This is a genomic window from Halomonas sp. KHS3, from assembly GCF_000830495.1.
Lineage (GTDB): Bacteria > Pseudomonadota > Gammaproteobacteria > Pseudomonadales > Halomonadaceae > Vreelandella > Vreelandella titanicae.
In genome coordinates, this window is the sequence record NZ_JWHY01000002.1 from 523,574 (window position 1) to 541,073 (window position 17,500).

Sequence of the window (17,500 nt, forward strand, 5' to 3'; positions counted from 1 at the left end):
CCCACGCCACGGCCAGGAGTTCCAGCAGGTACGCATATGAATATAAGGCACGCCCAGACGATGAACAGCCACCCGTCCCATAACGTTGTTAACCACAGCTTCGTTGAGCATTTAAGTCGCCTGGCCCGGGAAAGGCCCAGCGACAGGGCGCTGATTGTAGTGAACGCACAAGGTGAGACCACCCTTGACTACGCCACCCTGGAGCGGCGTTCCCGCGCCCTGGCCAGCGAGCTCCAGCAGCGGTTCCCGGCTGGTGAGCGTGCCTTGATCCTGCTGGATAACGATGAACACTATGTGGTGGCGTTCTTCGCCTGCCTATATGCCGGGGTGATTGCCGTGCCGGTCTTCCCTCCAGAGTCGGCCAAGCAGCAACATCTGGCACGTCTGCTCGCCATTGCCGCCGACTCCCAGGCCGCCTGTGTGCTCACCTCTACAACGATTATCGATGTGGTCGCATCTGCAAGCGAAGGCTTCGGCAGCGCCGAACTGATCCCCGTGGATGCCGTAGATGAGAGCCGCGCTGAACACTGGATTGAGCATCGCCCAAAGCGTGGTGATCTCGCCTTTTTACAGTACACCTCAGGTTCCACGGCCACTCCCAAAGGGGTGATGGTTAGCCATGGCAATCTGATGGCGAACGAGCGTGCTATTGAGACGGGCTTCTCGATTGGTGCCGACGATGTTTTCGTCAGTTGGCTGCCGCTTTACCACGACATGGGGCTGATCGGTGGCTTGCTGCAGCCCATCTATCGCGGTATCCCTGCGGTATTGATGAGCCCCACCTTCTTTTTACAGCGGCCGGTACGCTGGCTGGAAGCGATCTCCCGCCACCGGGGCACCATTAGCGGTGGCCCTGATTTTGCCTACCGGCTGTGTCTTGAGCGTATCCGCGACGAGCAGCTTGAGGCGCTCGACTTATCCAGCTGGCGGGTTGCGTTCTCAGGCGCCGAGCCGGTACGCCACGATACCCTCACTGGCTTTATCGAACGCTTCCGCCCGGCGGGCTTTGCCGCTGACACCGCAGCACCCTGTTATGGCTTGGCCGAAGCGACGCTATTGGTTAGCTGTAATTCGCGCGGTACGGGCGTGGTAGGCACGGCTTTTTCTCAACAGTCGCTGGCCGAGGGAAAGGCTGCCTCAGCGGTTGAAGGCAACACCCTGGTGGGCTGCGGTACACCGGAACCCGGTCACGCTATCGATATTGTCGACCCTGAGGGGCTTCACTCGCTGCCCAGTGGTGAAGTCGGCGAGATCTGGGTCAATGGGCCTAGCGTGGCGCACGGGTATTGGCAGAACCCAGAAGCAACAGCGCAAGCCTTTGTTACCCGCGATGGGGTCAGTTGGCAGCGCACCGATGATGCTGATGCACAGAACCACGACGCCCGCGATGATCGCTGGTTGCGCACCGGCGATCTGGGCTTTCTGCACGAAGGGCAGCTGTATATCGCTGGGCGTATTAAAGACCTGATCATTCTGCGCGGCCATAACGTCTACCCACAGGATATCGAGAGCGCTATCGAAGCCGAGGTGGAAGCAGTGCGCAAAGGGCGCGTGGCGGCCTTTGCAGTGACCACGCCGGAAGGCGCTGAAGGGATTGGCATTGCGGCAGAAGTCTCCCGCGGCATACAGAAGCTAGTGCCCGCCGAGAAGTTGGTCGAAGCGCTAAGCGAGACAGTGGGGAGCACTTGCCATGAGCCGCTTTCGGTAGTGCTACTGCTCAACCCAGGTGGCCTTCCCAAAACCTCCAGCGGTAAATTGCAGCGCAGCACCTGCCGCCAAGGCTGGGAGGCGGGTAGCCTGGATGCCTACGCCATTCACGCCTTTGGGCGTTTTGTCAGTGGCGGCAGCGATGAGGATGCTGGTGGTGGAAAGTCATCGCACTCTACTGCGGAAGCTGGAAGCGAAACGGAGCAAGCGTTAGCGAAGCTCTGGCACCAGGTGCTGGGGGATGACGACACCCAGTCGCAAAGTAAGCCGCTAGGCAGCGATGCTCATTTCTTCGCCAGCGGTGGTAATTCTCTGGCGGCGGTGCGGCTAGCCGCCATCATCAGTGATTACTGGGGCGTCGAGCTATCTCTGCACTCGCTGTTCGAGCAACCGCGCTTGTCTGCCATGGCTAACGCTATCGAAGCACGTTTGGCGGCATCATCGGATCAACGAGGGATGGCCATCCCCCGTCTTGAAGATGATCAGCGCCAAGGCGACATACCGCTGTCGGAAGGACAGCGCAGCCTATGGCTGACGTGGCAACTTGATCCCCAGAGCGCTGGTTACAATATGGCAGGGGCACTGCATCTCAAGGGGGTGTTGGAACCAACAGCGCTCAATGCAGCGCTGGAGGCCCTCGTACAACGACATGATATTTTACGTACTTACTACCCCTTGAATGAGGCGGGAGAACCTGTTCAGCGGCTAGCGCAGGATTGGCATCCTGAGTTTATCTGTAACGAGATGCTCGGTGATACCGTGGATGAACGGGAGCAGGCACTGCATGACGCACTCACCAAACTGGCCCGGCAGCCTTTTGCCTTGGATCAGGCACCTCCCTTAACCGTCGCTCTCTACCGCTTGTCCACGGGGCACCATGTGTTAGCTGTCGTGCAGCACCACATTGCTGGGGATGGATGGTCAGTACAGGTGCTCATCGATGATCTATGCGCATTTTATGAAGGCGCGTGTACACAGCAAGAAGCCAAGCTTGCACCACTGCCAATACAGTTCGCAGATTATGCGGTTTGGCAGCAGCGTCAGCAGCACAGTAGTGAGCGGCAGGGCCAACTTGCTCACTGGTGTGAACGCCTCTCCGGGGATCATCCCCCGCTAGCGTTGCCCTTGGATCGCCCACGCCAAGCGATGTCCGCACCGAGCGAAGGCCAGCTGCGCTTTACGCTTCCCGGTGAGTTGAGCGAGCAGCTACGTAGCCTAGCCCGTGAAAGAAACGTTTCACTCTACGCCGTGATCTTGGCGCTATTGAAGCAGACGTTGTATCGCTTTAGTGGTGAGACAGATATCAAGGTAGGGGCGCCGATTGCCAATCGGCATAAAGCCGAGCTTCAGGGCTTAATTGGGTACCTTATCAATGTCGTTGTGTTGCGCACTCAGATTGATCCCACTGGAAATTTCGAACGTTTGTTAGATGAGGTGAGCGCTACCCTGATCGATGCCCAGCTGCATCAGGATGTCCCCTTCGATCAAGTGGTGGAGGCGCTACAGCTAGAACGGCAACCGGGGGTACATCCGCTATTTCAGGTGAAGTGTACTCAGCAGGAAATGTGGCAGGCGGAGCGTCACGTGGCTGGCCTGGCCATTCAAGCCGAGCAGGTATTCACGGGTATTGCTCACTTCGACCTGAGTCTCGATTTTTGCGATGAGCCCGAGGGAATAGCAGGTCTATTCGCTTACTCCGCAGAGCTATTCGATGCCACCACGATCGAGCGTTTCTGCCAGGCATTCCGATTCCTGGCCGAGCAGGTCGTAGCTGATCCGCGGTCTCACACTGCGATGCTGCCGCTACCTGAGCCTATCTCCGTGCTGGAAGGAAACCAAAGCGAGATTCTCACTCAGGCTATACCCACCCTGCTGTCGAAAGTGGTGGCAGCTCATGCTGATGAGTTAGCCGTAAACGACGGGCAGTACCGTTATACCTATGCCAGCCTGGATGCCCAAGCCCAGAATCTGGCACAGGCACTAATCGCAAAAGGCGTTGGTTCCGAGGTGCGTGTTGCCATTCACGCTGAGCGTTCGTGCGAGTACGTGCTCGGCATTCTCGCCGTACTCAAAGCGGGCGGGGCTTTCGTACCGTTTGATCCACAACTGCCGAGCGACCGCTTGGCCTATCAATTGGCTGACAGTGGCGCTCGCTTACTACTGAGCAGCACGCCTTGCGGCTGGAGTGATGACATTCCGGTAATGGAGCTGGCGTTTATCGACGATATTCCGGCTGCCGTAGAGCACGAACTGCCCGTCATTCATCCCCAGCAGACCGCCTATGTGATCTATACCTCTGGTTCCACGGGCAAGCCCAAGGGGGTGGCGGTGAGTCACGGTGCTCTGGCCAATTATGTGCAGGGCGTTCTGGAGGCGCTGGCGCTACCAGAGGATGCCCACAACCTGGCTATGGTGTCGACGGTGGCGGCGGATCTGGGGCATACGGTGTTGTTTGGTGCCTTGTGCACCGGCCGCACCTTGCACCTCATTTCTCCCGAGTGCGCCTTCGACCCGGATGCCTTTGCGGCTTATATGCGGGAACAGCAGGTGGATGTGCTCAAGATTGTGCCCAGCCACCTGCGGGCGCTGCTGAGTGCCGCAAGCCCAGCGGATGTACTTCCGCAAGAGCGCTTGATTCTGGGTGGCGAAGCTACCGACTGGGCGCTACTGGAGCGTCTCGCCGAGCTTAAGCCAACCTGCCAAGTGCTTAATCACTACGGCCCCACGGAAACCACTGTCGGTATTCTCACCCAGCAAGCCGACATGGCCGATCGAGCTGCCAGCACTCTGCCGATAGGCACACCGCTGGCCAATGCTCGGGCCTATGTGCTCGATCCCTGGCTTAATCCGGTGCCGAAGGGTGTTGCCGGTGAGCTCTACCTGGGCGGCCCAGGGCTGGCGCAAGGCTATCTACAGCGGCTGGGGCAAACGGCGGAACGTTTCGTTGCCAGCCCCTTCCATGCGGGGGAGCGGCTCTATCGCAGCGGTGATCGTGTGCGCCAACTGGCCGATGGTAGCCTGGAGTTCCTTGGCCGTGTGGATGATCAGGTCAAAATTCGCGGCTATCGGGTTGAACCGAGCGAAATCGCTACCCTGCTGCGCGATCAACCGTGCATCGCAGAGGCCGAAGTGGTAGCGCGGGAAAACGAGGAAGGCCGCGCGCAACTATTCGCCTACGTGGTTATGGCAGCCGGGAGCGACGTCGATTACGCCGCGTTACTCGCGCAGCTTGGCGAACGCGTGCCGGACTATATGGTGCCCAGTGCCATAGTACGGCTAGATGCCTTACCGCTAACCGCCAATGGCAAGTTAGATCGCAAGGCGCTGCCCGATCCAGTACAAGCGGGTGGTGATAAAGCATTCGAAGCTCCCCAGGGAGCAGCGGAGGAAACCCTAGCCGCAGTCTGGGCCGACGTAATCGGCTGCGAGCAGGTGGGGCGCAACGACAACTTCTTCGAGCTGGGTGGTGACTCTATCCTCAGCTTGCAGATCGTCGCGCGCTCGCGCAAGCGTGGCTACAAGGTAACGCCCAAGCAGTTGATGGAAGGGCAGACCATTGCCGCAGTGGCGGCGATGGCCACGCCCTTGGCTGCTACCGCTCCTAAACAAGCGGCTGCGCCCAATAAGACTGCTTCCTTTGCGCTGCTGCCGGTACAGCGCTGGTTCTTCGAGCAGAACTTTGCCGAGCCACACCACTGGAATCAGTCGTTGATGCTGGAAGCGGACAGTGGTGTAGATACCGCGCTGCTACGGCGTGCCATTGAGGCAGTGGTAGATCACCATAGCGCCTTACGGCTGCGCTTTGAGCGCGTTGGTGATAGCTGGCAACAAGCCTATGGCAAGCTAGCCGACGATCTCTTCGAGCACGTGGACGTAAGCGATCATGCGGATCCGGCGCAGGCCATCCCCCAGGCTGCCGATGCTGCGCAACGCAGTCTGAGTTTGGCGCGGCCGTTCCGTGCTATCTGGATGGCACTGGGAGGCGAGCGCGGCGGACGATTGCTGCTAGTGGCTCACCACCTGGTGGTGGACGGCGTCTCGTGGCGCGTGATCCTCGACGACCTGCAAACGGCCTACGCGCAGTTAAATGCAGGAAAGACAGTCGACCTACCACCGGCAACCACCTCGCTAGATGAGTGGGCGCGTGCCCTGGCCGACTATGTCAAATCGGAGGCTTTGGCTGAGCAATGCTCCTATTGGGAAAGTCTCGTCACAGCGCCAGAGCCCAGCCTACCGGCACGGAATCCCCATGGCAGCAACACCGTCGCCGATACCGCATCGCTCGTTGGCAGCTTGCCTACCGAGGCCACCACGCAACTGCTGGGGCCGGTGCATAAAGCCTATCGTACCCAGGTAGATGACCTGCTCCTCACTGCACTATCGAGCGCCTTGTGCCAATGGGCAGAGAGAGATAGCGTACTGATTGAACTGGAAGGCCATGGTCGCGAAGACCTGTTCGAGGGTGTCGATCTCAGTCGCAGCGTAGGTTGGTTCACCTCGCTTTACCCGGTTCGCCTGACCCCAGGTAATGCGGAGCCCGGTACAAGCCTAAAAGCCATCAAGGAACAACTTCGCCAAGTGCCTGAAAAGGGGCTCGGCTACGGCGTGCTGCGCTATTTGAAAGAAGAGCCCGCGCTGGTTAGTGGTGCCTACCCCCAGGTCACCTTCAATTATCTAGGCCAGTTGGATCGCTCCCTACAGGGCGATGGGGCCTGGCGGCTCGCTAAAGAGAATGCAGGGCAGGCTCGCGCGCCCCAAAGCAAGCGCCGTACCTGGATTGAGGTGGTGGCCTGGGTTCAAGATGGCCAACTGCGCTTCGACTGGAATTACAGTCGTGAGATTCACAGCGAGGCAGCGATACATGCCTTGCAAGTAAGCTTCCAAGCGCAACTAGAGGTATTGATTGAGCACTGTGCTAGTGGCGTTCGTGGCGCAACACCTTCGGACTTCCCGCTGGCGGGGCTGAGTCAAGAGCAGCTTGACGGCTTGCCTGTTGACACTGACCAGCTGGCGGATCTCTACCCACTGTCCCCGTTGCAGCAGGGCATGCTGTTCCACAGCCTTTACGATGACCAAGATTCAGCCTATCTGAACCAGTTGCAGGTAGAAATTGACGACCTGGATGTCAAACGCTTCCAGCTCGCTTGGCAAGCAGTACTCGCGCGCCATGAGGTTCTGCGCAGTGGCTTCCTGGAGAGTGCTGGAATGCCGTTGCAGTGGGTGGCGCGCAACGTTGATCTGCCGTGGTTTGAAGTGGATTGGCGCGAACGAGTGGATCTAAAAGCGGCGCTTGAGAGACTGGCCCAGGAGCAGCGGAAACCGTTCGACATGACGGCGCCGCCGCTGATGCGCTTGGCGTTGGTGCGAATTGCAGAAACCCGATACTGCTTTATCTGGACGCGCCACCATTTGCTGCTGGATGGCTGGAGTACGTCGCAACTGATGGGCGAGGTGTTGCGCTGTTACGCCGGAGAGGCCTTGCCATCTGCAGAAGGACGCTATCGTGATTACATTGCATGGTTACAGCGTCGTGACACCAATGCCAGTGAGACTTACTGGCGTGACCAGCTGCAGCGTCTCGATGCACCCACGCACCTAGTGAGCACCACCCCTAGACCTTACGAGGCGCAAGCTGGGTACAGAGAGATATCCCTGTCACTAGATAGCACGACTACTCAGCAGTTGGAGGATTTCGCCAAAGCGACTCGTGTAACGCTCAATACTTTAATGCAAGGTGCCTGGGCGCTGCTGCTGGCACGTTATACGGGACAAGATAGTATCTGCTTTGGAGCTACCGTGGCTGGACGACCCGCTGAGCTACCGGCAGCAGAAAACTTGATCGGCCCATTTATTAATACCTTGCCAGTCATTGGTTCATTGGATCCCTCGCTTCGCGTCAACGAGTGTTTGTGCCTGTTACAGGCACAAAACTTGGCGAGTCGCGAGCATGAGCATACGCCGCTATACGAAATCCAACGCTGGGCGGGGCAGGGTGGCCAGGCACTGTTCGATAGCTTGGTGGTATTCGAGAACTATCCCGTTGATGCCGCGTTACACCAGAATTTGCCAGGCGGGCTGACGTTCGGCGAAGTGGATAACCGCGAGCAAACCAATTATCCCGTCACGCTGGTCGTCTTCCATAAGGAAGCGTTGGAGCTTTGCTGCGGCTATTCACGGTCACAGTTAGATGATGCCGCTGCCGAGATATTGATCCAGCATCTGGTGGGAGTGCTGAAACAGTTGAGTGAGTCGGCTATTCGCCGAGTCGGTGACATTGACTGGTTAAGTGACGTTGAGCAGCAACAGCTTGAGACGTGGAGCGTCAATGATGAGCATTACGAATGGGAAGCCCCGATCCATCGTTTGATTGAGCGTCGTTCCGATATGGCGCCTGGAACTACAGCCCTCATTTTCGATGATCAGCATCTCAGCTACGCCGAGCTTAACACCCGGGCCAATCGCTTGGCCCACTATCTGATTGGTTTAGGCGTACAACCTGAGACTCGAGTAGGCATCGCTGTTGAGCGCTCCATCGAGATGGTGGTGGGGCTGCTGAGCATTCTTAAAGCGGGGGGCGCCTATGTACCGTTGGATCCGGATTACCCCAGCGAACGTCTGGCCTATATGGTTGAAGACAGCGGTATTGAGCTGCTGCTTACCCAACAGCACCTTCGCAATACGTTGCCGGTGTCTGAGAGCCTTGGCGTTATCGAGCTGGATCAATTGGACGTGGCGCATCATGCGTCAACCAACCCGGAGGTGGCACTGCACGGTGAACATCTCGCCTATGTCATTTACACCTCGGGTTCTACCGGACGTCCTAAGGGTGCGGCCAACCGTCATCACGCGCTGACCAACCGCCTGCAGTGGATGCAAGACGCCTATGGGCTGACGACCGACGATGCGGTGCTGCAGAAAACGCCATTCAGCTTCGATGTTTCCGTGTGGGAGTTTTTCTGGCCGCTGATGCAGGGGGCGCGGCTGGTGATGGCGCCGCCGGGAGCCCATCGCGAACCGGCACAATTGGTCGAGCTAATCCGTAGCCATAACATCACTACACTGCACTTTGTACCTTCAATGCTTCAGGCCTTCTTGGCTCATGGCAAGGTTGAAGACTGCACCAGTCTGACACGCTTGGTATGCAGCGGTGAGGCGCTGCCGGCCGAACTGCAGAATCAGGTATTTGCCCGCTTGCCTCATACGGAGCTCTACAACCTCTACGGCCCCACCGAAGCGGCCATTGATGTCACTCACTGGGCCTGCCAAGACGATGGGCGCAACCACGTAGCTATCGGTCAACCCATCGCCGGTATCCGCACCTACGTGCTGGATGGAGATCTTAACTTAGTGCCACCGGGAGTTGCGGGGGAGCTCTATCTCGGAGGCATTGGGTTGGCACGGGGCTATCTGCACCGCCCTGACCTTACCGCAGAACGTTTTGTCGCCGATCCATTTGCGCAGGGCGAATGTCTCTACCGCACCGGCGACCTAGTGCGCTGGCGGGAAGATGGTCAGCTCGAGTACCTGGGCCGCCTCGATTACCAGGTGAAGATCCGCGGCCTGCGTATCGAGCTTGGCGAGATCGAAGCCGAACTACTCTCTCAGCCGGAGGTTCGCGAGGCGGTGGTAGTCGCCAAAGAAGGTTCCAGTGGTTCGAGGCTGGTGGCCTATGTGGCGCCCCAGGCTGACAGTGAACTCGACACCAGTTCACTGCGTGAGGCGATGGGGCAACGACTGCCGGACTATATGGTGCCGGGAGTCGTGGTTACGCTCGATGCGTTACCACTGAACCCCAACGGCAAGGTGGATCGTAAGGCCCTGCCCGAGCCGGATTTGGCCAGTGGCTCGCAGTACGAGCCGCCTCAAGGCGAGGTAGAAGAGGAACTGGCGGTGATCTGGATGGATGTGTTGGGCGTGGATCAAGTGGGGCGTCGTGACAACTTCTTTGAGCGTGGCGGGCATTCATTACTTGCTGTGCAAATGGTGGCTCGTGTTCAAGCTGATATGCAAGTTGAGCTCAAAATATCCGAGATATTTAAAAAACCACTACTTTGTGACTTAGCAGAATGCATTGCCACGCTAAACAGTGGGTACTCCTTTGAGCAATCGCTCTCAGACATTGATTCCTTCATCGACAGCATGGATACCGTTCAATGAGTAACATTGATACCCGTCGTATTGCGGAACGCTTTGCCGGATTGTCTACAGAGCAGCGCCGTGTGGTTTACGACAAGATTCGTACTCAGGGTTTAGGCATTGGCCAGTTCCCAATTCTTTCTCGTCCGGCATTGCAACAGAAGACGTGCTCACCCTCCTATGCCCAACTTCGCCAGTGGTTTCTGTGGCGCTTGGATCCACGAAGCAACGCTTACCATATTACTGGTGCTCTGACCCTTAAGGGCTCGCTGGATACTGAAGCACTGCGGGGTAGCTTCTCCGCCTTGATATCTCGTCATGAAGCATTGCGCACGGTGTTCCGTGACGATGGCGAGGGTGGTGCAATACAAGTGCTGCAGGCCGAGAGCAACTTCGTATTGCATGAAGTTGATCTAGTTCATATGCCGAAGGATGAACGAGAAGCGGCAAAAGAGAATCAAGTTACACAGCTCTGCGATGTTCCCTTTGATTTAGAGCGGGGACCTCTGTTACGGGTGGGGTTATTGCGATTAGCTGAAGAGGAGCATCTATTGGTGGTGGTAATGCACCACATCGTCTCCGATGGTTGGTCGATGCAGTTGATCATTGATGAGTTTGCCGCTGACTACCGTTCTCGGGTGACGGGGGGGGCTTGGGAGCCGCCAGCCTTGCCTATTCAGTATGCCGATTATGCGCTATGGCAGCGTCAATGGATGGACGCGGGCGAGAAGGAGCGCCAACTCGCCTACTGGCAGGCGGAACTGGGTGATGAACATCCGGTACTGCAACTACCAACCGATCGACCGCGTCGCAACGATGGATATTATCACTCTGCGCGCCACCAAATGATTCTCCCGCAATCGCTAGTGAGCGGATTGCGTCAACATGCCCAGGCGCAAGGGGCCACCCTGTTTATGTCGCTACTAACAGGCTTCCAGGCGTTGCTGTATCGCTATACCGGGCAGGAAGATATTCGGGTCGGGGTACCGATCGCCAACCGTCATCGCACGGAGACACAGAGAGTGGTTGGCTTCTTCGTAAATACTCAGGTGCTGCGCAACCAGTTGAATGGCCGCTTAAGCCTAGCCGAGGCGTTGGAGCAGAGGAAGCGTGTGACGCTGGGTGCTCAAGAATATCAGGATCTCCCTTTTGAACAGTTAGTTGAAGCGCTGCAGCCGGAGCGCAGTCTGAGCCATACGCCGCTGTTCCAGGTGATGTTCAACCATCAGCGGCAGGATCATGGCGCGTTGCAGACGCTACCGGGACTGGAGCTTAACGCTTGGACACTAGAGAACAAAGTGGCCCAGTTCGAGCTGACACTAAATGTGGTGGAATGCACAGATGGTTGCCTGGAGGCAAGTTTCGTTTATGCAGAAGAGCTGTTTGATTCAGCGATCATTGAGCGCCTAGCGCAGTACTATGTCGCTATTTTAAAGGCGCTGGCAGAAATGCCGGAACGAGCGCTGGACGATATAGAGTTGCTTGATAAAGACGAGAACCTTCAGTTACAGGGATGGGGTAAAAGCTCTCACCGGTATCCCGATGCTTCGCCTATCCACCACCTGATCGAACGCTATGCCGCGGCCACTCCAGAGGCTACGGCACTGGTAGTCGGCAATCAGTCACTTAGCTACACCGAACTTAACACCCGTGCCAATCGCCTAGCCCACTATCTGATCGGTCTAGGTGTAAAACCTGAAACTCGGGTGGGTATTGCCGTTGAGCGCTCCATCGAGATGGTGGTGGGGCTGCTGGCGATTCTTAAGGCAGGTGGTGCCGGGTGGGTATTGCCGTTGAGCGCTCCATCGAGATGGTGGTGGGGCTGCTGGCGATTCTTAAGGCAGGTGGTGCTTATGTGCCGTTGGATCCGGATTACCCCACCGAGCGATTGGCCTATATGGTCGAAGATAGTGGCATTGAACTGCTGCTTATCCAGCAACATCTGAGTGATACCTTGCCAGTGACCGATGGGCTAAACGTTATTGAACTGGATCGCTTGGCTGTGACTCATCATGCGTCAACCACATCATGCGTCAACCAACCCGGAGGTGGCACTGCACAGTGAACATCTCGCCTATGTCATTTACACCTCAGGCTCTACTGGTCGGCCCAAGGGGGTGATGGTGCGTCATCACGCCCTTAGCCACTTCTTATTAAGCATGCAGGAAACCCCTGGCCTAAGCCCAGACGATATCCTGGTGGCGGTGACCTCTCTATCGTTCGATATTGCYGCCCTGGAGCTGTATCTGCCATTGATCAGCGGCGCAAGGGTGGTGCTGGCGAGCCGCGAGACGACTCGAGATGGCAGGGCCTTGGGTGAATTACTCAATCAGGAGAAAGCGACGGTTCTGCAGGCGACACCCTCCGGCTGGCGGTTGCTACGTTCGTCAGGCTGGCCATGGACGACGGCTCCGCTAACGGCAGGCTTTAAGGGGCTATGTGGCGGTGAGGCTTTGCCACCTGATTTGGCTGAGGATCTGCAAACTCAGGGGATCGAATTGTGGAACATGTATGGCCCCACTGAGACCACGATTTGGTCAGCGACGGATCAGGTGAAGGGCTGCCAAGCTTTCCTGGGAAGGGCGATTGCGGCGACGCAGTTGTACGTTTTGGATAGTGCGCTCAACTTGGCACCCCTAGGCGTGGCGGGGGAGTTGTATCTAGGTGGTGTGGGCTTAGCGCGCGGCTACCTGGGCCGTGCTGAACTGACGACAGAGCGTTTTGTGGCTGACCCCTTTACTGCGGGCGAACGCCTCTACCGTACGGGTGATCTAGTGCGTTGGCGGGAGGATGGTCAGCTTGAATACTTGGGACGGGTTGACCATCAGATCAAAGTGCGCGGCTTCCGTATTGAGCTAGGCGAGATTGAAGCCCAACTGCTAGCCCTGTCGGAGGTACGCGAGGTAGTGGTGGTTGCCCAAGAGGGGCTTAGCGGATCTAGGTTGGTGGCTTATGTGGTTCCCCAAATCGACGTTGAACTCGATACCACCTCGCTACGCGAAACGCTGGGACAAAAGCTACCGGACTATATGGTGCCTGGNGTTGGTGGCTTATGTGGTTCCCCAAATCGACGTTGAACTCGATACCACCTCGCTACGCGAAACGCTGGGACAAAAGCTACCGGACTATATGGTGCCTGGAGTGATAGTCACTCTGGAGGCGCTGCCGCTAACCCCGAACGGTAAGGTCGACCGTAAGGCTCTGCCCGCGCCGGATTTGGCCAGTAACTCGCGGTACGAGCCGCCCCAGGGTGAGGTGGAAGAAGCGCTGGCGGAAATCTGGTCAGAGATACTTGGCGTCGAACAGGTGGGTCGCCATGACAACTTCTTTGAGTTGGGCGGGGATTCGATCCTCAGCCTGCAGATCGTCTCTCGGTCGCAACGGACTGGTTGGACGGTTACTCCTCGGCAGGTCTTTGAGCATCAGAGCATAGCCCAGTTGGCGCTGAATGCGACCGGTGCACAGGAGGAAGCGCCAAGACGTGAGATTAAGCTCAATGAATTGGCAGATTATCTAAGCGGTGATCAGATCGAAGCCCTAGGCTTAGACCAAGGCAATATCGAAGATGTTTATCCCCTGTCGCCCACACAAGAGGGGATGTTCTTCCACTCTCTTGAAGCGGACGAGCCAGGGCTCTACGTCAATCAATTGAATGTAGACGTCAGTGGCCTGGATGCCGATAGGCTAGTGAGGGCTTGGCAAAATATGGTCGAGCGACATGCCATTCTAAGAACGGGGTTCTTGTGGCAGGCGGGTATGGCGCGTCCACTACAGCTCGTCTTTACACAAGTGGAGCCTGAGATAGTGCAGCTGGACTGGCGCGGTAAGAAAGATGCGCTTGAAGAGTCCCTCGCCACCTATGCTGAGCAAGTAATTAAGCACCAGATTGACTGGCTGACACCACCATTAGCCTGGTTACATTTGATTCGACTCGATGATGACCGCTATCAACTGATATGGACTCGGCACCATATCTTGTCCGATGGTTGGGCCGAAGCACGTCTAATTAATGAGTGGCTGGCGAGCTACTCGGAAGAGCCCTTGGCGGCCGTTGGGCGGCCCTACGGGGACTACATTCGCTGGTTGCAGCGCCAGGATGCCGCTTTGACCCAAGCCTTCTGGACATCGGAACTGGCGGGGCTAGAGGGGCCGACACTGTTGGCAGAGTCGGCCCGTCAGGAGAATGAGGCCCAGGGCTTCGCCAAACGATATACCCGTCTAGGACGGCAAGATACCGCGCTACTAAAAGCTGCTGCTCAGCGGCAACGAGTGACCCTAAATACCTTGGTACAGGCAGCCTGGGGTGTGCTATTGCAGCGCTACTGTCATCAGGAACGGGTGGTGTTTGGCGCGACGGTATCCGGTCGCCCACCGAGCCTGCAAGGCGCTGAGGAGATGGTCGGTCTGTTCATCAACACCATCCCTGTGGCGTTGACGGCGCGGCCTGAGCAGAGTGTTGGTGCTTACTTGCAGAGCGTGCAGGCGACCAATCTGGGCATTCGCGAGTATGAGCATGCCGCGTTAGCAGATATCCAACGCTGGTCTGGATCATCGGGCCGCGCTCTGTTCGACAGCATCATTGTATTTGAGAACTTCCCCGTCGATAGAACAATGCGTGATCAGCAGCGGCATGGTCTGCGCTTTGGTGAGGTTGCCGGGGAGGGCATAACTGGCTACGCGATGGATCTGCAGGTGGTGATCGACGATGAGCTGGAGATCGAGTACTGCTACAGCCGAAGGGACTTCCCGGAGCTGTTCGTTGATGAACTGAAATGTGCTATGGAGCTGCTCATTCGTCAGATGGCAGAGTCGCCTGAGCGGCCTGTGGGTGAGCTGGGATGGATTGAGTCGACTCGATGGGATGCGCTGAATAAGTTGGGTCAGAGTGGCCGTAGTGGCTTCTCACGCATGCCTGTGCATCGTCGCATCGCTGCGCATGCTGTTACACGGGCAACTACCATGGCGCTTCGTATGGGTGACCAGTCGATCAGTCATACGCAACTCAACGCTCAGGCTAACCGCTTGGCTCATTATCTGTGCGAGCAAGGTGTGGGGCCCGATGTGCGGGTCGGCGTGGCGCTGGAGCGTTCACCCCAAGTCATTGTCACTCTACTGGCTGTACTCAAAGCGGGCGGCGCTTATGTGCCACTCGATCCGACCTATCCGCCCGAACGTCTGAGTTTTATGATCAAAGATAGTGGCATGGCCCTACTACTAACGCAGCACGTGGTACTGCCGCGCTTGGCAAAGGTGGAGGGTATACCTTATGTGGATTGCGAGGCGCTCGATCTAAGCTGTTATGACGATGCTGATCCCGATGTGGCCGTGCACGAAGAGTCCCTGGCTTACGTGATTTATACCTCGGGTTCTACAGGTACACCTAAAGGCGTTACGGTGGCTCATGGCCCGCTGGCGATGCATTGCCAAGCGATCAGCGAGCTCTATGATATGGAACCAGACTCCTGCGAGTTACACTTCATGTCATTCTCCTTCGATGGTGCCCATGAGCGCTGGCTGACAGCCCTGTGCTCGGGGATGAGCCTAGCCATTCGGGAAGAAGAGCTATGGACAGCGGAACAAGCCTATACGGCCTTGCAACACTATCGTGCAGCGAACGTTGCTTTCCCGCCGGCCTACTTGAATCAAGTCGCTGACTGGGCAGAAGGGCGAGATGATACGCCACCGGTGGAGTTATACGTTTTCGGTGGTGAAGCGATGCCCAAGACAGCCTATGACAAGGCGCGCCGCACGTTGCGGCCGCGCTGGTTCATTAATGGCTATGGGCCCACCGAAACAGTGGTGACGCCACTGCTGTGGAAGACACCCGCCGAAGAGACCTTTGACTGTGCCTATGCACCGATTGGTCGCCCTGTGGGCGAGCGGTCGCTCTACGTGTTGGATGACAACCTACAGCCGGTACCCAAGGGCGTTGTGGGCGAGTTGTATATCGGTGGCTATGGTTTGGCGCGAGGCTATCTTGGGCGTACCGGCTTGACCGCCGAGCGCTTTGTGGCCGATCCCTTCGATACTTTAGGGGGGCGTCTCTACCGCACCGGGGATCTGGTGCGCTGGAGAGAAGATGGCAATATGGAGTATATGGGCCGGGCGGATCACCAAGTGAAGGTACGTGGCTTCCGTATTGAGCTGGGTGAGATAGAGGCACGTGCCCGTGAAATACCTGGCGTGAGTGATGTCGCCATCGTTACCCATGAAACCTCGAATGGCCATCAATTGGTTGCTTATTTGGTAGCTGATGAGGAGGCAGATAACGATCGATTAGTGCGCCTTGCACGCCGACACTTCGAAGCGCATCTGCCCGACTACATGGTGCCAGCACATATGATGGTGCTGACAGCCCTGCCACGTATGGTCAATGGTAAGTTGGATCAGTCGGCGTTACCCGAGCCACGGCTGGATGAAAATCGGGAGCACGTGGCCCCTTCTACACCGGAAGCCCGCCAGCTAGCTGAGATATGGCAGGAAGTATTGGGTATCGAGCGGATCGGAGAAACTGATAACTTCTTCGAGCTGGGTGGGGACTCCCTGCTGAGCCTGAAGGTGTTGAGCCGAGTGCGCGCCCTAAAGGAGACTACGCTTGATTTCAAACTACGTGACCTGATGCAGAAGCCGACCATTTCAGGCTTGTTGGGGCTGGGAGAATCATCGGATGCCTTGCTGGATGGTGTGGTTATGCTCAATGGTGAGAGTCAGGGGCAGTCACCGCTGTTTTGCGTGCATGCTGGTATGGGCACCCTTTACGACTATCAGCCGCTGGCACGGCGTTTACAGGGAGTATGCACGGTATATGGGCTGCCGTGTCGGATGCTAACAGATCCTCAGCATTGTGATACGTCGTTGGAAGCGATGGCTCATGACTATGCAACCACTATCCGTAGCTTGCAGCCTCACGGGCCTTACCGGATATTGGGCTGGTCTCTAGGTGGTACCTTGGCAGCAATGGTTGCGGCACGGCTTGAAAAGCAAGGCCAGGAGGTGAGCCTGTTGGCGCTGGTGGATCCTTATATCCCCGGTAGCGGCCAGAAGAGCGTTGATAACTGGCAGGAGGATTTTGCTGCTTATGCGTCGGTAATCTTGCCAGGTATCCCGTCCGAGATGGTAGCCAATATTAACAACGCAACACCTCATGAAGAGCCGGGTGAAGCGGAACTGGCCATTATGCTAGAATGCCTGCTGGCGTCGGATGAGTCCTACGGACGGGAAGGTTATGCCGCTCTGGGCGGTGAGGAACTAGCTCGAATCTTCTGTGTAGCGCGGCATCTGAAAAGGCTCTCTCTGCAGACCGGTGCCTTGCCAGTGTTGGGCTGTGAAGCGGATTGTTGGTGGTCAGAAGGGCGTCCTCAAGAGGAGCGGCAAGCGCTAACTCATCAAGTGGGGCAAGCGCCACGTCGGGCTATTGAAACTTCTGAGGATCACTTCTCGATTGTTGCCAGTGATTCACTGGTGCTACAGCTGGTGGAAAAAGTGCGAGAGGAGACGCATCCATCGAAGTTTGTAGAGGAGAATTCACCGGCCTAAGAGCCGGTTTTTGAAAAGCATACTTAAACTCTTCTCGACTGCCTAGAGTGAAGTCAGTCGGGAAGTTAAGGAGCCTCTGATTAACGTGATGAGCGCAGGCCAGACAAGGCAAAAATCAACG

General features: G+C 57.1%; 4 protein-coding genes and 1 pseudogene. All 5 read left to right on the top strand.

From position 1 onward, the window contains the following. The first annotated feature begins 36 nt into the window (after positions 1 to 36). The gene (locus RO22_RS04660) at positions 37 to 9,864 is read left to right on the top strand and encodes a non-ribosomal peptide synthetase (RefSeq protein WP_084625245.1); all 9,828 of its coding nucleotides are present in this window, start codon (positions 37 to 39) and stop codon (positions 9,862 to 9,864) included. After that, positions 9,861 to 11,486, top strand: a pseudogene (locus RO22_RS25155) (condensation domain-containing protein); the annotation flags it as partial. The gene RO22_RS04660 and the pseudogene RO22_RS25155, both read left to right, overlap by 4 nt. 167 nt (positions 11,487 to 11,653) lie before the next feature. Next, positions 11,654 to 11,908, top strand: a complete 255-nt coding sequence (locus RO22_RS25290; RefSeq protein WP_084625246.1) for an AMP-binding protein — start codon at positions 11,654 to 11,656, stop codon at positions 11,906 to 11,908. Continuing rightward, positions 11,856 to 12,920: an amino acid adenylation domain-containing protein gene (locus tag RO22_RS25160; RefSeq protein ID WP_052475524.1), complete on the top strand. Its 1,065-nt coding sequence runs from the start codon at positions 11,856 to 11,858 to the stop codon at positions 12,918 to 12,920. Before RO22_RS25290 ends, RO22_RS25160 begins: the two co-directional genes overlap by 53 nt. Then, positions 12,898 to 17,379 carry a non-ribosomal peptide synthetase gene (locus tag RO22_RS25165; protein ID WP_161793652.1) on the top strand — a complete coding sequence of 1,494 codons (4,482 nt, stop codon included), beginning with the start codon at positions 12,898 to 12,900 and terminating at the stop codon, positions 17,377 to 17,379. Before RO22_RS25160 ends, RO22_RS25165 begins: the two co-directional genes overlap by 23 nt. Positions 17,380 to 17,500 lie beyond the last annotated feature (121 nt).